16 protein-coding genes and 2 pseudogenes are annotated in these 19,456 nt (G+C 59.4%); 6 read left to right on the forward strand and 12 right to left on the reverse strand.

Annotated features, from left to right (window positions below; all coding sequences use genetic code 11):
* Positions 1-31 precede the first annotated feature (31 nt).
* From AB5Y67_RS09555 to AB5Y67_RS09565, 3 genes and pseudogenes are all read right to left on the reverse strand, one after another.
* Positions 32-979, reverse strand: a complete 948-nt coding sequence (locus AB5Y67_RS09555; RefSeq protein WP_019706001.1) for an IS30-like element ISAs2 family transposase — start codon at positions 977-979, stop codon at positions 32-34.
* Between the two features lie 90 nt (positions 980-1,069).
* Positions 1,070-2,320 (reverse strand): annotated as a pseudogene (locus tag AB5Y67_RS09560) (replication endonuclease); the annotation flags it as partial.
* Between the two features lie 289 nt (positions 2,321-2,609).
* Positions 2,610-4,109, reverse strand: coding sequence for a sodium:alanine symporter family protein (locus AB5Y67_RS09565; protein ID WP_201941641.1), 1,500 nt, complete (start codon positions 4,107-4,109; stop codon positions 2,610-2,612).
* A gap of 348 nt (positions 4,110-4,457) precedes the next feature.
* Between AB5Y67_RS09565 and AB5Y67_RS09570 the strand changes: the two genes are divergently transcribed.
* The 3 genes and pseudogenes from AB5Y67_RS09570 to AB5Y67_RS09580 all read left to right on the forward strand — a co-directional run bounded on the left by AB5Y67_RS09570 (position 4,458) and on the right by AB5Y67_RS09580 (position 6,777).
* Complete coding sequence (locus tag AB5Y67_RS09570; protein WP_199428609.1) at positions 4,458-4,895, forward strand: GNAT family N-acetyltransferase; 438 nt, start codon at positions 4,458-4,460, stop codon at positions 4,893-4,895.
* 76 nt (positions 4,896-4,971) lie between these two features.
* Positions 4,972-5,733 (forward strand): zinc-dependent peptidase, encoded by a 762-nt coding sequence (locus tag AB5Y67_RS09575; protein ID WP_234915215.1) that lies wholly within the window; start codon positions 4,972-4,974, stop codon positions 5,731-5,733.
* A gap of 123 nt (positions 5,734-5,856) precedes the next feature.
* Positions 5,857-6,777 (forward strand): annotated as a pseudogene (locus tag AB5Y67_RS09580) (DDE-type integrase/transposase/recombinase).
* Between the two features lie 59 nt (positions 6,778-6,836).
* Here AB5Y67_RS09580 and AB5Y67_RS09585 read toward each other — a convergent pair.
* The 7 genes from AB5Y67_RS09585 to phnR all read right to left on the reverse strand — a co-directional run bounded on the left by AB5Y67_RS09585 (position 6,837) and on the right by phnR (position 14,503).
* Positions 6,837-7,106, reverse strand: coding sequence for a hypothetical protein (locus tag AB5Y67_RS09585; RefSeq protein WP_081250363.1), 270 nt, complete (start codon positions 7,104-7,106; stop codon positions 6,837-6,839).
* A gap of 2 nt (positions 7,107-7,108) precedes the next feature.
* Positions 7,109-7,648, reverse strand: a complete 540-nt coding sequence (locus tag AB5Y67_RS09590) for a hypothetical protein (protein ID WP_081250362.1) — start codon at positions 7,646-7,648, stop codon at positions 7,109-7,111.
* 482 nt (positions 7,649-8,130) lie between these two features.
* Positions 8,131-9,537 carry an FAD-dependent oxidoreductase gene (locus AB5Y67_RS09595; protein WP_199428607.1) on the reverse strand — a complete coding sequence of 469 codons (1,407 nt, stop codon included), beginning with the start codon at positions 9,535-9,537 and terminating at the stop codon, positions 8,131-8,133.
* A gap of 18 nt (positions 9,538-9,555) precedes the next feature.
* A complete protein-coding gene (locus tag AB5Y67_RS09600) occupies positions 9,556-11,292 on the reverse strand; it encodes a putative 2-aminoethylphosphonate ABC transporter permease subunit (protein ID WP_199428606.1) in 1,737 nt (578 codons plus the stop codon).
* On the reverse strand, positions 11,289-12,383 hold the full coding sequence (locus AB5Y67_RS09605; protein ID WP_199428605.1) for a putative 2-aminoethylphosphonate ABC transporter ATP-binding protein: 1,095 nt from the start codon (positions 12,381-12,383) through the stop codon (positions 11,289-11,291). Before AB5Y67_RS09605 ends, AB5Y67_RS09600 begins: the two co-directional genes overlap by 4 nt.
* A gap of 272 nt (positions 12,384-12,655) precedes the next feature.
* Positions 12,656-13,675: a putative 2-aminoethylphosphonate ABC transporter substrate-binding protein gene (locus tag AB5Y67_RS09610; protein WP_139429808.1), complete on the reverse strand. Its 1,020-nt coding sequence runs from the start codon at positions 13,673-13,675 to the stop codon at positions 12,656-12,658.
* A gap of 120 nt (positions 13,676-13,795) precedes the next feature.
* A complete protein-coding gene (phnR, locus tag AB5Y67_RS09615; RefSeq protein WP_005361080.1) occupies positions 13,796-14,503 on the reverse strand; it encodes a phosphonate utilization transcriptional regulator PhnR in 708 nt (235 codons plus the stop codon).
* Between the two features lie 265 nt (positions 14,504-14,768).
* On the opposite strand from phnR, the gene phnW reads away from it, so the two are divergent.
* Genes phnW through phnX form a run of 3 tightly spaced genes read left to right on the forward strand, consistent with a single transcriptional unit; the run spans position 14,769 to position 18,179 of the window.
* Positions 14,769-15,911: a 2-aminoethylphosphonate--pyruvate transaminase gene (phnW, locus tag AB5Y67_RS09620; RefSeq protein WP_368207693.1), complete on the forward strand. Its 1,143-nt coding sequence runs from the start codon at positions 14,769-14,771 to the stop codon at positions 15,909-15,911.
* Entirely contained in the window at positions 15,908-17,347 is a 1,440-nt protein-coding gene (locus AB5Y67_RS09625; protein WP_058060073.1) for an aspartate aminotransferase family protein, read from the forward strand. The genes phnW and AB5Y67_RS09625 overlap by 4 nt, the downstream gene beginning before the upstream one ends.
* Entirely contained in the window at positions 17,340-18,179 is an 840-nt protein-coding gene (gene phnX / locus AB5Y67_RS09630) for a phosphonoacetaldehyde hydrolase (RefSeq protein WP_075115090.1), read from the forward strand. Before AB5Y67_RS09625 ends, phnX begins: the two co-directional genes overlap by 8 nt.
* A 98-nt stretch (positions 18,180-18,277) precedes the next feature.
* Here phnX and AB5Y67_RS09635 read toward each other — a convergent pair whose 3' ends face one another.
* Both AB5Y67_RS09635 and AB5Y67_RS09640 read right to left on the reverse strand, forming a co-directional pair.
* On the reverse strand, positions 18,278-18,730 hold the full coding sequence (locus AB5Y67_RS09635) for an NUDIX pyrophosphatase (protein ID WP_151285674.1): 453 nt from the start codon (positions 18,728-18,730) through the stop codon (positions 18,278-18,280).
* 54 nt (positions 18,731-18,784) lie between these two features.
* The gene (locus tag AB5Y67_RS09640) at positions 18,785-19,414 is read right to left on the reverse strand and encodes a DUF2268 domain-containing putative Zn-dependent protease (protein ID WP_368207694.1); all 630 of its coding nucleotides are present in this window, start codon (positions 19,412-19,414) and stop codon (positions 18,785-18,787) included.
* Positions 19,415-19,456: the final 42 nt, after the last annotated feature.

A 19,456-nucleotide genomic window follows, 5' to 3' on the forward strand; every position in this document is an offset into this window, starting at 1 on the left:
CGCGAATTCAACTTCGAAGTGCGACACTCGCCTATGCCGCCTGACGGTACTCTTCGAATACCTTGACAGGCTGCCTGAATCCGAGACATTTCCGAGGTCGTAGGTTGAGCCACTGCTCCGCTCTCCTGACATCCTCGTCCGTGACCTCTCTCAGGTCTGTTCCCTTTGGGATAAACTGCCTCAACAGCCCATTGCTGTTCTCGTTCAGACCGCGCTCCCACGAAGAGTAAGGGTGCGCAAAGTAAGTCTCGGCACCCAGCGCTTCCTCTATCGCCTTGTGTTCGGCAAACTCGCCGCCGTTGTCAAAGGTGATGGTATGCACCTGCTCGATGTAGGGAGTTAACATCTCGATTATCGCATCCCGCACCACCCCAGCCTGTTTGCTCGCGACCCGCTTGACCAGATAGAGCCGGCTCTTGCGCTCCACCAGGGTGACCAGTGCACCTGTGCCTTGCTTGCCCAGCACCGTGTCCGCCTCCCAATCACCGAGCCGCTCCCGGCTATCGACGATAGCCGGCCGTTCATCAATAGAGCGGGCTTCCTTGATGGGAGAACGCAGGCTGCTCGCCCCCTTGCGGTAGCGCTTGTGGCCCTGGCGCAGATGGCGGTACAACTGGCCACCCCGGGCTTTGTCGGCGGCCACATGGCGGTATATCCACTCGTGACTCACCATGAGGCCTATCTGCTTGCCCACCGCGCTTATCTGCTCCGGGCTCCACCACCAGGCGAGTGTCAGCTCGACAAACTGGATGACATCGGCAGATAGCCGAGATTTGGCCGCACTGGCCCGTCGGTGGGTGGCGTGCTGATGCGCATTGTCTGGCTGGTAGCCCTGCGGCCCGGCGTTACGACGCAGCTCCCGGTAGAGGGTGGAGCGATGAACGCCAATGGCGCGTGCGGTGGCAAGGATGGACATCCCCTGTGCGCGAAGCACCGATAACTGGTATCGTTGCCCCTCGGTCAACTGCTGATAGCTCATGGTGATACTGCTTTTACTTTGGCGAGCAGAAGGGTACCACCAATCAGCAGTTGGCCACCTCTCGCCATTCATCCATGAGTGTCGCACTTATTATCTGAATTCCCGCCTCGATAGGCTTTTCCTGTTCGTGATGCGCTGGAACTCAGTTTTATCAAGTTTCTCCAACGCTGCCCACATCTCTCTCCGGCAGCATCTCGATCCAGCTGTGCGCCCCGGCATGGCCTTGTGCCCGGTAGACTTCACCGCAGAGCTCAACCAGCATCGGCCAGTCCGGATCGTCTTCTGGTACCGCGTACTCATCCGGCTGGTCCTGTTCTGCTGGCCGTATGTCCTCTGGCAGCCAATCCGGCTCGCTTGGGAGCGTTCGGCTCGACTGTACTTGGCCGTTCTCCCGCCAGAGGGTGAAACCGTCCACCGTTACGTTAGAACCAGCCCGCAATCGGTCGATAGAGAAGGGCGATAACCCCCATTGTTCCCTCATGATCTGGTCTGTGAAGGCATCAGGATCCGGTAGCGTACAGTTATTGTCAGAGCTCCAAGGTGCCGGGCTGTCGCCCGTCTTAACCCCAACCCCCCTCGCTGCAGCCTCGGCGGCTTTTCTGGCTTCATGGGTGCCGGCGGGCACAACTTCCCACCCTTGCAGGCGGGTTTTGATGCCCAGGCGAGCGGAGGTAATGCCCATCAGGCGTTTGATGTCTTCGCCATAACAGTTGGCCTGCTCCTCGATGAGGTGGGCCAGCTTGATGGGGTGTTCGGCACGGGTGGCCAGTGCACCGCCCATGGCGTGCAGGTAGCAGCGAAAGATGCCGTTATCCGCGGCAAATCGGGCCGCCTCAAAGCGCGGGTCTTGCAGTACGGGCTTGGGCGGGCCAACCAGTTCGGCATTCTTTTTGGCATTGCTGATGCGGCGCAGCTCGCGCCATACCCCGACCGGGGCGCCGCCGATCTGCTGAAAGGTGCGAATGCCCCACCAACTGGCCCAGGCCACGGCATGCAGGGCGCCCTCATCGGCGGCAGTGCCAGCCTCTTCGTCGTCCAGGTAGGCGCCGTCGATGTTCTTGGCAATGTATTTGGCGATATAGCCGCGGCATCCCCCTTGGCCGGGTCTATCTCTTTCCAGTCAAAGCGGGGAGTAAAGTCGGTAAAGAGTGGGGCGCCCTTGATATCCCGTACCAGCTCGTCGTGGTCATCGGTCAGGGTATAGCGTTGCAGGATGCCGAACACCCGGTTGCGATCTTCCGGGCGCATAAATAGCAGCAGATACCAGTGCAGCGTGCCGTCGTGGTGAGCCTCGCACACGCGAAATCCATAAACGGGGGCGTTCCATCGTTTGAGGGCGGCCACTTGATATTTCATCAGACGATGACCTATGCCCACTTTGCACCGGATTATCGTCAATGACGCTGTCCGCTTTAACCCGTTGGAAAACCATCTTCAACCAGCGTGATTTCCCCCGGGAATGGGCAGAAAAAAGTGTCCACATTTTGCCAATTTTGGTGTCTTTTCACGTCCCGAAGTGTCCCCTTATGTGGCATTTAACTCCTTGATTTAAATGCAACTCGTTGAAATTAAAGAAATAAAGATGGCAGCCGAGGCTGCCATTTTTATTGATGTCTTATGTCGTTCTGGTTCAGGAGGTCTTGCGATCCTGATCCGGCTCGAACTGATGGCCCGATCTCTCCAGCTCCAGGTTCTCTTCGGAGCGCTTGCCCACCCAGTAATCGGCGTTCTTGATGCCGAGCTTCTCCGGGTGGAATACGGGGTCAATCCCTTGTGCCTGCTGCGCTTCATAATCCTTCAGACAGGTGAAGGCGGTCTTTTGCAGCAGCAGGATGGCGATGATGTTGAGCCATGCCATCAGGCCGACCCCGATATCCCCCATACCCCACGCCAGATCCGCCGTCTTGACGGTGCCGTAGACAGTGGCTGCCATCAGCGCAATCTTCAGCAAGAAGGTGAGCCAGGGGCGATTAATCTTGCGGTTGATGTAGGCGATGTTGGTTTCGGCGATGTAGTAGTAGGCAACGATGGTGGTGAACGCGAAGAAGAACAACGCGATGGCCACGAAAATGCTGCCAAAGCCCGGCATCATGCTCTCCATGGCGGTCTGCACATAGCCCGGGCCTGCTGCGATACCGGCAATACCCGTGTAGATGGCTGCGCCGTCCGGCCCTTGTACGTTATAGAGGCCGGTGATCAGCAGCATAAAGCCGGTGGCGGAGCAGACGAACAGGGTGTCGATATAGACGGAGAACGCCTGCACCAGACCCTGCTTGGCCGGGTGGCTCACTGCCGCAGCAGAGGAGGCGTGCGGCCCGGTACCCTGGCCCGCTTCGTTGGAGTAGACCCCGCGTTTTACCCCCCACATGATGGCCAGACCCAAAATGGCACCGAAACCGGCATCCAGACCGAAGGCGCTCTTCCAGATCAGCAGGATCACGCTCGGCAGCTGGCCGATATTGAGGGCGATGATGACGCAAGCCACGATGATGTAGCCCAGCGCCATAAAGGGCACCACGGTACTGGCAAAGCTGGCGATACGCTTGACGCCGCCGAAGATAATAAAGCCGAGCAGCAGCGCCAGACCGGCGGCGGTGACGTTCGGATCGATATTAAAGGCGGTCTGCAGGCTGGAGCCGATGGAGTTGGCCTGCACGCCCGGCAGCAGCACGCCGCAGGCGAAGACGGTAGCGATGGCGAAGGTCCAGGCGTACCACTTCATGCCAAGCCCTTTCTCGATGTAGAAGGCCGGGCCGCCGCGGTATTCACCGTTGATCTTCTCTTTGTAAACCTGACCCAGGGTGGACTCCACGAAGGCGGAGCTGGCGCCGAGGAAGGCGACCATCCACATCCAGAACAGGGCGCCCGGGCCACCGAAGGTGATGGCGGTGGCCACACCGGCGATGTTACCGGTACCCACGCGACCGGCCAGGGTCATGGCCAGCGCCTGGAAGGAGGAGACACCGGCATCGGTGCTCTTGCCATCAAACATCAGGCGCACCATCTCTTTGATATGACGCAGTTGTAAAAAACGGGTGCGCAGGGAGAAGTAAAGACCGACCCCCAGACACAGGTAGATGAGCGCAGGGCTCCAGATTACACCATTGATGGCATTGACGATTTCATTCATGTACAACAACTCCTTTGCTGTGTTTGTGGCGCTGTCTTGGCGAGATCTTGGCCTCGCTCTCTGTCACTGTCTTCGGCCCTGTTTGTTAACAATCCAGTTAACAAATGAGCACGAGGTTGAGGGGTTAAGCAGAGCGCAAACACGCGCCATGCATGGCTTGTAACATATCGAGTTGTATCGGTGCTTCCCAGCGAAAAATGTTGCCTTGTTGCAAATTTGTGAATTGACAAGGGTGGGGGGATAATGGCAGGCAGCGTTTTCTATGAGTAAAGATGAGATCCTCCTTGTTGATCTGCGCCGGACAATGTGACGGGCGTAACACAATGGAAAGCAAACATGAGGCCAACAATGAAAAATGACCCTGAGACGTTGACGATCCGTCCCCCCGAGGCCGACGACGGGAGCGCCATCGCCCACCTGTTCACCCAATTGGGGTATCCTGCCGAAGGCGCTGACGTGACGGCGCGCCTGTTGGTGCCGGATCCCGCGAGCGTTGTGCTGCTGGCATCCCTGGCCGACAAGGTGGTCGGCGTGTTGGTGTGGCACAAGCTGGCACCGCTGCATGTTGCACCAGCTTGGGGCCTGATCTCGGCGCTGGTTGTCGATGAAGGGGCAAGAGGGGCGGGAGTGGGCGCAGCCCTGCTCAAGGGAGCCGAAGTGATGGCGCGGGCCGCAGGTTGCGCCCAGCTGGAGCTATCCAGCAGTCTCAAGCGCGAGGCGGCCCACCGTTTCTATCTGGCGCAGGATTATCTGGAGCGGCCGAAACGGTTCGTCAAACTGCTGTGACCTGTTGTTTGCATCAAAAGAAGGAGTAGGCGTGCTGGGATGGTTCAAATGGCTGGGTGGTCGCCCGCAAACGTCCATGAGTGAGGATGAGTTGGCATTGTGGCGTCAGGCGCTGGCGGCAGTGCCCATCTTGCAAGGGCTCAGCGACACCGAGCAGACGACGCTTATCGGCTTGGGGCAACAGCTACTCAAGCGCAAGACTCTGACCCTGATCGGGGTCGAGCTCAGCCCCCGCCAACAGGCGGTGCTGGCGCTGCAGGCTGCGTTGCCCATCTTGCACCTTGGCCTTGACTGGTATCGCGGCTTTCACGAAATCATCATCATTCCCGAGCCCGTCACCCGGCGTCAGGAGGTGCAGGATGAGTTCGGGCTGGTGAGCGAGTTTGAAGAGGAGAACGCCGGCGAATCCTGGCCGCAAGGGCCGCTGGTGCTGGCCTGGAGCGAACTGCAGCAAGATGGCGACTGGGACGGCTTTAATCTGGTGATCCACGAGCTGGCTCACAAGCTCGATATGCTGGGCGGTGAGGCGGACGGTGCGCCGCCGTTGCCGGGGCCGATGAGCAGCCAGCTGTGGCAGCAGGCCTTTCAGGCAGCCTTCGATGAGCTGTGCCAGCAGCTTGATCGGGACGAAGTGACCGATATCGATCCCTATGCTGCTGAACATCCCGCCGAGTTTTTTGCCGTCAGCTGCGAGTGTTTCTTTACCGATCCGCTTCGGCTGCAGCAGGTCTATCCCGCGGTATACCGGCAACTGAGCCAGTTCTTTAGCCAGGATCCCGCGCAGCGTTTTCCCGCGACCCGCTTGCTGGCGGGGGAGGGAGGTTACGGAATTCTGTGACATCAATGCACAACAAAAATGGTAAATCAGTGGAAATGCATAATTGTGGTCTGTATGGAGATGGTAGGGAGTGGTCATACGGCTTCAAACCGGTAACCCTACCGTGTTATCTGGAGTCACCGTATGACCACCAACGAGAAAGTAGCACGTCGCAAACTCAGCCTGCTAGAGCTCGCCAAAGAGCTCAATAACGTCAGTAAAGCCTGCAAGCTCATTGGCTACAGCCGCCAGCAGTTCTACGAAATTCGCCGTAAGTACTAGACCTATGGCGCCGAGAGCTTGCTCGACAAATTGCCGGGCTGTAAAGGGGCTCATCCCAATCGGGTTGCGCCCGAGATTGAACAGGCCATCCTCGATTACTCCCTCACCAGACCAACTCAAGGCCCGCTGCGGGTCGCGTAAGAACTGGCTCTGCAAGGCATCAATGGCAGTGCGGGCGGTGTGCGTGGCGTGTGGCAACGGCACGACTTGCTCTCTAAACACGACCGCTTGCTGCGCCTTGAGAAAACTCACCGTGAGCAGACCATTGAGCTCAATGACGAACAAATTCGCCTGTTAGAGCGATTCAGTCCCGAGTTCCGAGAACGCCAGATTGAGGTTCACTACACCGGAGAACTGGTGGCGGTCGACACCTTCTTCGTCGGCGCGCTCAAGGGGGTCGGTAAGGTGTATCTGCAAACCGTGCTGGACTGCTATAGCCGCCACGCCTGGGGGCGGCTCTACACCAGCAAGCTGCCGGTGACCTCGGTTCATGTGCTCAATGAAACGGTGCTGCCGTTCTTTGAAGCCCATGAGGCTCGGGTCTATACCATCCTGTCGGACAACGGGCGCGAGTTCTGTGGGCGCCCAGACCACCATCCCTACGAGCTGTTCCTGCAACTGGAGGGGATTGAGCACCGGACAACCAAGGTACGCAGGCCGCAGAGCAACGGCTTTATCGAACGGCCACATCAAGGCAGGATGATGGAGGGTCAAACCCCCTACAACATGTTCAAGAAGGGTCTGAAATTGATACCGAAGGAAGTGCGCATTAAAGTAGCGTAAACAAGACACCGGTTTGAGGCCGGAGTCAGGTGATAACTAGATCTGTACAGATTGATAAGTTACTTTATTTTTATGAACTTACTGTTCTTAAATGTTTTTGCTATATCTGATTTCATTTTATCTACTAATTCTTCCACATAATCTTGTGCAATCGAAAGTCCTTTTGATTTTGCTGTTATTAATAAGGATGTAACATCATTTTCTCTGCCGCAATTAGCACATACAACAAAACTATGGCTAGGAGGCGTGTAGTCAGAATAAGGTATGGCAAACTGTTCTGAGTGACAGAAAGTGCAGCGTAACTTAATCGTTTTATGTAGTTCATCCATAGTTAAATAAGTCCAGTTAGTGAGCCTGCAACTCCTCCAAGAATGGAGCTAACAAGAGGATGTTCGAGAAATGTAGTAAGCCGTTTTTTAGCTTCGCTCTTTTCTTCAGTTGAAGCTTGAGATTTATCAATATCTTGAATTAATTGATTGAAAATGTTGCTTATATTCTGGGTATTTCCATTTCCAATTTGAGATGGCGCATTAACATTTAATGTTGATATTTGCATGCTGGCACCTAACTCATATGAACGATCTTTACCATGTTTGACGGAGATGGCTCTGCTTTGCCCCTCTTCAGTGAGTTGAACCTGTGAAAAATCCCTATAGCTTTTTATTACAAGGCCACGGGAGTGCGAAATGTTTATTATTTTAAATAAATGTTCTTCTGGCCAACCTAAGTTTTTATCTATAGCGACTCTGTCGTTTTCACCTTCATTAAACCCAAAATAAACCGTTTTGATAGTTTCACCTAAGCTTTCCATATCATCATTCATATAGGTTAACAACGCATCAATATCAGATTGAATTTTTTCTGGGTTCATGGTGAGCCTCTTAAAAAGATGTGGTATACAAATTTCTGAAATGTAAATTTACATTATCATGGCTGCAGCTGTGAAGAAACATGTATGTAATAGGGTTGAATATATTATTTTTAGCTTTATTTGCACACACGTATTATCTCGTATGCTGGGCTAAAAATGGTAGGTCCGTGCTTCACGAAGTGAAGCCCCACGTTTATCGTGGAATATGCCTGTAAATCTGTTTTACGGCTTCGCCACATCCTTGTTTATTCCGCTCTGGTTGACGTAATCATGCTCGTCTGTTGGGCTTCGCTACGCTCTGCGCCAACCTACAAATCACGCTATCTCAACCCTGCCGCCGCTGGGGCCCATCAGCGGATCACGCTTGGCGATAATGCTCCCTCAGATTTCACCTGTAAAAATGCCGGCCCTCGGGTCGGCATTTTCAAGAAATAGGGTGTGGGGCGAAACAGTATGAGAAATGGTTGCCCTCTATCGCCGGGCTATTTATCCGCCTTGCCCGCCGCATCGGCAAGTTTGGCAAGCTGTTTGTCATACCAGGCCACCGGGCGGTTCTCATCTTCCGCCCGCTCTTTGCGCCTGATGGCGTTGCGCACCGCCATGGCGCCCAGCCAGCGAAAGGGTTCGGGCGGAAAATAGCCGCGCGGGCCGCTGACCAGCGCGCATTCACGCCAGGGTTTATCCTCCTCCCGCACTTCATCTCTCACCAGGGCCGCCAGGATCTGGCCGCCGATCCAGCTTTGCGCCACTCCGTTGCCGGAGTAGCCGAGACCATAGACGATATTGGGCTGCCCTCGCCAGTGGCCGAAGAAGGGGAGGCCATCTACCGAGCGGTCGGAGGCGCCGCACCAGCTGGCGGCGATGGGCACCTCTTTGAGCGCCGGAAAGAAGCGGCGCAGGGTGCGGGTGAGGGGGGCAAGATAACGGCTCGGCGCATCAAACTCGGCCAGATGGCGGTTGGCAAAGGCGAAGGTGTTGCCCCCCTTGCCCAGCATCAGCCGCCCTTGCGGGGTGGAGCGGTAGTAATGCACAAAGGTGCGGCCATCCACCACGCTGCGGCCGTGCTCAAGCTGCTGGGCAGCCAGTGCATCCGGCGCGGGGTCGGTTATCACCATATCGGAGGAGACCAGCACTATGCTGCGGCGAAACTCGCGAAAGTGCTGCACCATGGCACTGTTGAGGGCCAGTACCACCTTGCGGGCACGCACCTCGCCCTGCGGCGTTTGCACCCGTGCTGGCTGGCCCGCCTCAAGGCGCTGCATGGGGGAGTGTTCATAGACCTCGACCCCCAGTTCCCGCGCCACCCGCAGCAGGCCGCGCACCAGCAGTGCCGGTTGCACCGAACCCGCGTGGGGGCTGTAGAGCCCCTCCAGATGAACGTGGGAGCCGCTCTGGCTCGCCAGTTTATCCTCTTCAATCACTTGCCACTGGTTAAGGTCTGCGCGTTTGAGTTCCTGCAATACCGGCTCCATCAGGCCGCGCTGGGCCTCGTTGGTGGCGGTGTAGCAGGTGCCCTCGACCCTCAGCTCTGCCTCTATGTTGTGCGTTTCGCAGAAGCGGGCGATCTCGTGCACCGCCTGCTCGGATCTTTGTACCAGCCAGGCAGCCTGCTCTTCGCCAAACAGGCGCTTTAACGTCAGGTATTTGGCCGACCAGGTGAGCAAACAGCCGCCGTTGCGCCCGGAGGCGCCGCTGCCACAGCGATCTTTCTCCAGCACCATGATGCGTAAGGCTGGCTCGGCCTGTTTAAGGGCGATGGCGCTCCACAGCCCGGTAAAGCCGCCACCGACGATGCAGACATCGGCCTCGTGGTTGCCGACTAGGGGCGTGGGCGGTGCGGGTTGTTCGGCGGCGAGCGCTTCGGCCAGCCAGAAGGGGAGAGTGGACATGATGACTCCTCGATAAGGTTATTGGTGGCGCCAGCGCTGGGTGCGATCCAGCAGGGCGCGGCTCAAAAAGAGCTGGAGCAGCTTGACAGTGGCGGCGGCCAGCAGGATCAGGGTGGCCATGGCGGCGGCCGCGGCGGTATCGCCGGAATCCTCCATATTGAGCACGGCGATGGAGGCGAGCACGCTGTCGCTCGAATAGAGGAAGATCACGGCCGAGGTGGTGGTCATGGCATTGACGAACAGATAGATGAAGATCTCCAGCAGTGCGGGCAGGGAGGCGGGCAGGGTGACTCGCCAGAACGCCTTCCAGAGCGGAATGCGCAATGAGATGGCCACCAGCTCCAGCTCCTTGGGCAACTGCTTGAGGCTGGTCAGCGCCGTCATATGGCCCACGGTGTAGTAGTGGATGACGCAGGAGAGCACCATCAGCGGCAGAGTGCCATAGAGGCTGCCAAAGAGCGGATTGCCGTTGAAAAAGAAGATGTAACCCAGCCCCAGCACCATGCCGGGCACCGCCAGCGACAGCATGGCAAGCAGATGTAGCAATTGGCGCAGCGGCGCAAAGTGGCGCCCCTTCTCCTGCGCCCAGGCCAGCACCATCACCAGCACGGTGCCGATAAGCGCGGTATAGAGGCCCAGCTGCAAGGTGTTGGTAAAGGGCTGCCAGCCGTAGACGCTGTTGCTGTCAAAGGCGTAGTGATCCAGCGTCAGTCCGAGGTTGTAGGGCCAGAACTGCACCAGGGAGCCGTAAACGGCCATGCCCACCAGTGCCAGAAACAGCAGGGCCCAGAGCGTGCACCAACCGAGCGCCAGCAGATCCCGCAGCCGATGGGGTTTGGGTTGATAGGGCACCGCCTTGGTGCTGCTCTGCTCCTGCATCTTGCTGCGCACTCTGTGCTCCAGCGCAAAGCTCAACAGCGCCGGCAGCAGCAGGGTGACGCTGGCAACGGCGCCGAGGGAGAAGTTCTGCATCCCGATCACCTGCCGGTAGATATCGGTGGCCAGCACGCTGTACTGGCCGCCAATCACCTTGGCCACCCCGAAGTCGCAGATGGTGAGGGTGAAGACCGCGATGGCGGCGCTGAGCAGGCCATAACGGGCGGTAGGCAGGGTGACGGTGACAAAGGTGCGCCAGCCGCTGCTGCCCAGCACCCGGGAGGCTTCATAGAGGCGGGCATCGCTCTGACCGAGCGCCGTGATAAGGATCATCAGGGCGTGGGGGAAGCACCAGAAGCCAAGACCGATGACGATGCCGATGGGGCCGTAGATGCTCTCGCCGCCGAGCAGCCCCTTGGCGATCCCCTGATTGCCAAACCAGTAGACCAGACTGATGGCGGGCAACAGGGAGGGCATCAACAGCGGGATCAAACCGATGAGGCGAAACAGGGGCTTGCCCGGCATGCAGGTGCGGGTGAGGGCATAGGCGTAGCCAAAGGCGATGGTCACCACCAGCGCGGTGATCAGCACCCCGAGCCAGAGGGTGTTGCCTATGGTGCGCCCCAGATGAGGGGAGTCGAAGTAGGCGCTGAAGTTGGCAAGGCCCACCCAGAGGCCGTTCTCATCCTGCAGACTCTTTTGCAACATGGTGAGCAGCGGCAGCAGCAAGCCGCCGGTGAGCAGGGCGATGCCGAGCACCAGCAGGATCAGTTGCAGCAGCTGATCCCGGCTCCAGCCGCGACAGAGCCGCTGCCAGCGAGAGTCTTGGCGGGCTGTCACTGGTGGCAGCAGGGAGGAGGTCGCGAAGGGGGCTGTCATGGGCGATCTCCTTCAAACAGCTGCATCGCCCCGGCAGGCCAGTGCAGCGAGCAGCGCATGCCGCTGCGCCAGCCACCCTGTTCGTGGCGGGGCAGCTCGTGGGTCGGGCGCTCCACCAGAATTTGCTGCGGGCCCAGATAGGTGTCAGCGGTGCAGATAAGACGCTGGGCGGCGCCGAGAAACTCCACCTGATCGATGGTTGCTTCAACGCCATGTTGTCCAAGATACGGTTCGCTCGGCGCACTCAGGGTGATCGCCTCGGGGCGGATCGCCACCTGCAATTTGCTGCCGGCAGCGGCCTGGTTGGCAAGTGTCAGCGGTTGTTCGTTGAGGCGCACCTGATTGGGGCTCAGCACCAGGGTCTCGAGGAAGTTCATGGTGCCGACGAAGCTTGCCACGAAGCGGCTGGCAGGCTGGTGGTAGATCTCCTGCGGGGTGCCCACCTGTACGATGCGGCCGCCCTCCATCACCACGATGCGGTCGGCCATGGTCAGCGCCTCTTCCTGATCGTGGGTCACCATGATGGTGGTGATGCCAAGGCGCTGCTGCAGGGCGCGGATCTCGCTTCGAAGATGGGTGCGCACCAGCGCATCCAGCGCGCTGAGCGGTTCGTCCAGCAACAGCAGGCCGGGGGAGAGGGCGAGCGCCCGGGCCAGCGCCACCCGCTGCTGCTGGCCGCCGGAGATCTGGCTCGGGTATTTGTGGGACTGGGCCGTGAGATCCACCAGCCCCAGCCAGTGGTCCACCCGCTCCTTGATGAGATCCCGCGCCAACCCCTGATTTTCAAGGCCGAAGGCGATGTTCTGGGCCACCGTCAGGTTGGGGAAGAGAGCATAGGACTGAAACACGATGCCAAAATCGCGCTCCTGGGGCGGCAGGCGAGAGATATTGCGCCCCCCTTGCCAGATCTCGCCGTTGTCTGGCAGATCCAGCCCGGCGATCGCTCTGAGCAGGGTGGTTTTGCCGCAGCCGGAGGGGCCGAGAAAGCAGATAAACTCCCCCGGCTCAATGGTCAGAGAGATCCCTTTAAGGGCCTGAAAAGCACCGAACTGCTTGTTGAGATGTTGAATGTCCAGATAGGGCTGGGTCATGGTTCGACTCGCTACTGATTTGGTATATACCAGTTTGCAGGTGAAGTGTGACGGTCAGGTGATCGGGGGATGACAGCTTGATGACAGTCAAATGAGATCGGGTCGCCAGCAAGTGGCTGGGCGCTGTGCGAATGGACTAAGCATCGCTAATTGAAGGCAATACAAACTCGGGAAGTTAAAACCAAAAAGCGAAGGCCAACAGCTGTTGGCCTTCGACTGGCAGTTTATTGGCAGCGGTGTGTCTGGCGTGAACAAACCGCTGACCTTCACGCTTACTGCTTGGCTTCGGTCTTGCCGTCGAAGCTGGCGCTCCACTGGGCCAGGATGGCGTTACGCTCGCGGGCTGCCCAGCTAAAGTCGTTGTCGATCATCTGGCCTTTGATATCCGCCGGATAGCCTGCTCTCGGTTGGGCTACATCGGGGATGGCGACCACGGCGAACGACTTGTTGTAGAGGGCGTTGGCCTGTTCGGTGGCGGCAAAGTCGAGCAGCTGTTTGGCGGCTTCCAGCTTGGGGGTGCCCTTGATGATGGCGGCTGCTTCCATATCCCAGCCCGACCCCTCTGTCGGGAACACCACCTCGATGGGGGCACCCTTGGCCTTGAGGCTGGTGGCTGGGAAGTCGAAGGAGATCCCGATCACCGTTTCACCGCTGGCGGCCAGCTTGCAGGGGGCGGAGCCCGAGTGGGTGTAACGGTCGATGTTCTGGTGCAGGCCGTTCATGAATTGCCAGCCCTGCTGCTCGCCCATGGTCTGCAGCCAGCCAGCAACGCTCAGGTAACCGGTGCCGGAGGAGCTGGGGTTGGGCATGATCACCTTGCCCTTGTAGATGGGCTTGGTGAGGTCGGCCCAGCTGGTGGGGGCCGGGATCCCCTGTTTCTCCGCCTCTACCTTGTTGAAGCAGATGGCGCTGAAGAAGGCGTCCAGACCGATCCAGTGCGGCTCGGCCTTGCTGTCGCGAAAGCGGCTGTCAAGCTTCTCCAGTCCTTTCGGTGCATAGGCATTGAGCATCTGCTGCTGATCGAGCTGCATCAGGCTGGTGGCGGCCAGTCCCCACACCACATCCGCCTTGGGCTGGGCTTTTTCTGCCAGCAAGCGGGCGGTGACCACGCCGGTGGAGTCACGCACCCATTTGATGTTGATGTCCGGATGCTGGCGCTCGAACGCGGTTTTCAGCTCGTTGAGCTGCTCCGGTTCGAAGGCGGTGTAGACGGTGAGATCGGTCGCGGCCAGTGCCGGGGCGGTCATGGCAGCCAGCACGGCGGCGGCCAGCAGATGGGTTCCCTGTTTCATCCTCTTCTCCAGTTAAATTGGTTTGGTATAAACCAGATTGGTCGAGAGAGAGGCTAGGGGATCTTTATGACGTGACCGTGACAGCCCCGTGACGTTTTGCCGTTCCTGATTTATCCGTGACTAATCCTGGGTATCCACCTCGATCTCCAGACTGTCGTGGCGCCAGTACTCCAGATCGAAGTCGAGCACCCGGCCGTGCTGATCGAAGTTGAGTCGCTCGAGGCGCAGGGCGGGCAGACCGGCGGTGGCCCCCAGCGCCTTGGCCACTTCGTCCGGCAGGGCGGTGGGGAAGAAACGCACCTGCATGCGGGCATAATGAAGATCGTAATGGGCCTGGTAGATCTCGGTCAGACTGCCGTTGAGATCCAGCGCCAGCAGGCCCGGTACCCGCTCAGGCAGGCAGTGGTTCTCGCAGTAGCAGATGGCGCGCCCGTTGGCGTAGCGCAGCCGCTTGAGCAGAAACAGGCTGTCGAACGGCTTGAGCTGCAACTGCACCATCAACGTGGGCGGTACCGCCTGGCGGCTTTTTTCCAGCAGTTCGGTGCGCGGCTCCCCCCCTTGCTCCCGCACTATCTGGTGAAAGTTGGAGGTGCGTCTGGGGTTCAAGCGAAAGCGCGGCGGAGTGACGAACCAGCCGCGGCGATCCTCCCGATAGATAAGGCCGTTCGCCTCCAGCTGCACCAGCGCCTCGCGGATGGTAACCCGGGTGGTGCCATAGAGTTCCCCCAGCAGCCGCTCGGAGGGGAGCTTGTCGTTGGGGGCCAGCCCCCCCGCCAGGATCTGGTTGGCGAGGGCATCCTTGATCTGCAGATATTGCGGTTTGCTCATGAAAATCCCTGGTTTTGCAATAAGTTGTGCAATGAGTTGGACAATGGGCTAGGCACAGGGCAGGTCATCTGCCCGGTCGTTAAACGGCAACATCAACATGCGTTGGTAGATACCAGTATCGCCCCTGCTGTTCAGGCCTCCTAGATTATCGCGATCCCGGCGCTGAAAATGAATTTTTTGTTGCACGTAGCGCCACCCCTTTGACCTTGGCGGGGCAGTTACCCACAATGCGCTCATTCTGGTATATACCAAAAGGAGCGAAGTCATGACCCATATTCCAGCGGCCCCTGCCGCCGTCGATTACCTGCTGCTGACCCCGGGCCCCCTCTCGACCACAGCCACGGTGCGCGCCGCCATGCTGCAAGACAGCTGTACCTGGGATGCGGACTACAACCAGGGGGTGGTGGAGCCCATCCGCCGCGAGCTGGTGCGCCTCGCTACTGGCCCGGAATATCAAAGTGACTACAGCGCCGTCTTGCTGCAGGGGAGTGGCAGCTATGTGGTGGAGAGCGTGCTGGGCTCGGCGATCGGCATCGATGAGTGTCTGCTGATCATCAACAATGGCGCCTACGGCGCCCGCATGGGGGAGATGGCCCGCTGCCTTGGCCTGCGTCACCATGAGCTGGACTGCGGTGAGACGACCCGCCCGGAACCCGCCACCATCGAGGCGATGCTGGCGCGCCACCCCGAGATCACCCATCTGGCCATGGTGCACTGCGAGACCACCACCGGCATGCTCAATCCGCTCGATGAGGTAGCTGAGCTCTGCCAGCGCCGCGGCATCCGTCTGATCGTCGATGCCATGAGCAGCTTTGGCGGTATCCCCATCGACATGGGGCGACTTGGCATCGAGTTTCTCATTAGCTCGGCCAACAAGTGCATTCAGGGGGTGCCGGGCTTTGGCTTCGTCATCGCCCGCCGCGCTGCGCTGGCGGCCTGCGCCGGTCGTGCCCGCTCGGTCTCCCTCGACCTGCATGCCCAGTGGCAGACCATGGAGCAGCAGGGGGGCAAGTGGCGCTTTACTTCGCCCACCCATACCGTGCTTGCCTTTGCCCAGGCCCTGCGCGAGCTGGACGAGGAGGGGGGCATTGCCGCCCGCCATCGGCGCTATAGCGAGAACCAGCGCACCCTGGTGACGGGGATGGCCGCTCTCGGCTTTGCGCCGCTGCTGCCAGAAAAATGGCAGTCTCCCATCATCACCGCATTCTACTCTCCGACCCACCCTGACTACCGCTTCGCCGACTTCTACCAGCGGCTCAAGGCGCAGGGCTTTGTCATCTACCCGGGCAAGGTCTCGCAGGCCGACTGCTTCCGTATCGGTAATATAGGCGATGTGACCCCAGAGCGGGTGCGCGATCTGCTCGCCGCCATGGCCAGCGCCTGCTACTGGCAGGGGGACGCGCGATGACCAGCATGGCGCCTCAGGGTTGCGATCTGCGTGGCCGCGATTTGCATGACCATAAGCTGCACGGCAGCGGCCGCGCCGACAGCGAAGGGGATATCAACCTCGGCGAGGGGCGGGCGCGCTGGTGGGCGGGTCAGAGCGAAGATGTACAGGCCGGATTGGCGGAGGATAGCCGCTACTTTCTCCATCAGGCCCTCTCCACCCCCTGTCTCGATCTGCTTGAGCGCGCGCAGGGGAGCTGGTTGACCAGCGTATCGGGCAAGCGTTACCTCGATTTTCACGGCAACAGCGTCCATCAGCTGGGCCACGGCCACCCCAGAGTGGTGGCCGCGGTGCAGCAGCAACTCGCCGATCTGCCGTTTGCGCCCCGCCGCTACACCCATCAGGTTGCTATCGACTGTGCCCGCACCCTGGCCGAACTGGCTCCTGGCGATCTCAACCGGGTGCTGTTCGCCCCCGGCGGCAGCGAGGTAGTGGGGATTGCCCTGAAGCTTGCCCGCTTTATTACCGGCAACAGCAAGGTGGTGTCCCTCTGGGATGCCTTTCACGGCGCCTCCCTCGATGCCATCTCGGTCGGTGGCGAGGCCTGTTTTCGCGCCGGTATGGGCCCGCTGATGGCCGGAGTGGAGCGCATCCCGCCGCCCACCCGTTATCGCGGTGTCTGGTACCGCGGGGAGGGGGATGACCTGCACTACGCCGATTATCTGGAGTACGTCATCGAGAAGGAGGGAGGGATCGGCGCCTTTATCGCCGAACCTATCCGCAACACCGATGTGCAGGTGCCCTCGAAGGCCTACTGGCAGCGGGTGCGGGAGATCTGCGATCGCCACAAGGTGCTGCTGATCGTCGACGAGATCCCCAATGCTCTGGGCCGCACCGGCCACTGGTTCAGCTTTGAAGAGTTCGGCATCGAGCCCGACATCATCTGCTTGGGCAAGGGGGTGGGGGGCGGGGTGGTACCGTTTGCGGCTCTCATTACCCGCGACCGTTTCAATCAGGCTGCGGCCATCTCGCTCGGTCACTACACCCACGAGAAGAGCCCTATCGGCTGCGCGGCGGCGCTCGCGACCATCGCGACCATCCGCGAAGAGGGGTTGCTGGCAAAAGCGCAGGAGGATGGCCGTTTTATGGCGGCCGAGCTCGGCAAGTTGGCCGAACGTCACCCGCTGATCGGGCAGGTGCGCGGTATCGGTATGCTTTGGGCGCTCGATCTGGTGGTCGATCACCAGAGTCGCACCCGCAACAGCCAGGCCGCCGAGCGCCTGCTCTACCGCTGTCTGGAGCTGGGGCTCAGCTTCAAAGTCTCCCAAGGGAACGTCATCCAGCTCTCGCCCCCACTCAATATCGCCCGCGCCGATCTGGTGCGCGCCATCACCATTCTCGATCGCGCATTGGGCGAGATCGCACTTTCACCGAAACAGGAACATCACCATGACTGACTTGCAGACTGCCATCGACCCGACCACCGACGTGGAGGCGCTGATCCTCGACTGGGCCGGCACCGTCGTCGATTTCGGCTCCTTCGCCCCCACTTCCATCTTCGTCGAGGCCTTCGCCCGCGCCTATGACTTTCCCGTGACCCTGGACGAAGCACGCCAGCCCATGGGCCTTGGCAAGTGGGATCATATCGCCGCGCTGGGCCGTCTGCCCTCGGTGGATGCGCGCTGGCAGGCCCGCTTCGGCCACCCCATGAGCCACGCCGAGGTGGACCACATTTATCACACCTTTATGCCGCTGCAGATTGCCGCCGTGACCCGCTTTGCCGCCCCCATCCCCGGTGTGCTGCCGGTGCTGGACGCTTTGCGGGGGCAGGGAATGAAAATCGGCTCCTGCTCCGGTTACCCCCGTCCGGTGATGGAAGCGCTGGTGCCAGCGGCGGCCAATCACGGCTACCGCCCGGATCACTGGGTCGCCACCGACGATCTCAAAGCCGGTGGTCGTCCCGGCCCCTGGATGGCGCTGGCCAACGTAATTGAGCTCGGAGTGAGCGCCGTGCATCGCTGCATCAAGGTGGATGACGCCGTGCCGGGTATCAGCGAAGGGCTTAACGCGGGCATGTGGACGGTGGGATTGTCGGTTTCCGGCAACGAATTTGGTGCCACCTGGGAAGAGTTTGCCGCCATGAGCGAGGCGGAGATCGCCGCCCGGCGCGCACCGGCCGAGGCCAAACTGCGGGCGGCGGGGGCACACTATGTGATTGATACCCTTGCCGACATCGCCCCGGTTATCGCCGATATCAACCGCCGTCTGGCCGCTGGCGAGCGGCCGTAGGCCATCGGCGTGGTCTAACATAAGCGCTTGGCTGGCTTTAGATACAACACGCCCCCATCCGGGGGCGTGTTGCATTTACAGGGGGAAGCCGTGCGCGGTCAGCGGATATCGACCCGCATCAGGGGAGAGGGGGCGTTGTCGACAAAGTGGTGCCAGATATGGTCGTAGAGCGCCTTCTGGCCGGGGAAACTCACCAGCGCCTTGGCCTCGGCCAGGGAACACCAGCGATAGTCGGTGTGCTCGTCGTTGAGGGTCACCGCCTGATTGGGCGGACAATAGACCACAAAGACCGGCACCACCTCCACCGTATTTGAAGCGCTTTCGTAAAATTGTTCCAGATAATGGGCTGTGTATAACTCGCAAACCGTGATACCCGTCTCTTCGCCAAACTCCCGAATAATGGTCTGCCAGCCGGTTTCACCCACCTCCACCGTGCCCGCCACATGGCACCAGAAGCCTCCCTTGACCCGCTTCATCACCAGCAATTTTGTTTCGCCATCGACAGTGGTGAGGGCAACGCCGGAGACGGCCTTGCAGCGAATGGGGATCATGATCTTCTCTCCGGATTTGGGCTCTGTGATAGCCATGAACAGTGTGAAGGCGTGTTAATTGAAATACGCCTCGGCGGGTAGGCCCATGACCTCTATTTCATTCAGTCCATTTTTGGCCAGATAGTTGGCCACCAGATTGAACCCCACCCAGTAACCGGCATATTTGGGAAATGGCCGGTTATCACGGCAGTAGAAAAAGTCTAAAAAGTTGAACTGCTTGCTGGATAGATGGGGCGTCATCTCTGCCAGGAGCGATTGCCAGTCATGGTGATGAGACTCCTTGAACAGCGAGGGGAGTGTGCCGCCATTGAACCTCTGCTCAAAGTAGCAGGCCAGCCCTTCAAAAATCAGGTTTTCGGCCAGTGTTTCTGCTTCCACCTTGTTCTTCTTTTGCACGATATGGTGGACTTCGTGGGCCAGCACGGCAGGTAATTCGGTGATGATCACCTCTTTGATATCAGGCCGTTCCAGATCAAGCTGGAGTTCTATTCGATACATGTTGATGGCCCAGCCACCGATACCCGAATCGGGAGCATCCCCCTCGGCAAAAGGGCTGAAGGTGACATCCAGTTGGGAGAGATCGAACAAGGTATTCAATTTGTGCGCCGTCTCGGCAAAAACGTGCCTAATGGTGTCATCGAGCCCATCGAATTTGCCCGAGTCGTTTAACAGGGTGAGTTGCATCCAGACATCCTTGTCTATTGAAAGAGAGTGCTGAGCCACTTG

The organism is Aeromonas sp. s12, assembly GCF_040907925.1.
Classification (GTDB): Bacteria; Pseudomonadota; Gammaproteobacteria; order Enterobacterales; family Aeromonadaceae; genus Aeromonas; species Aeromonas veronii.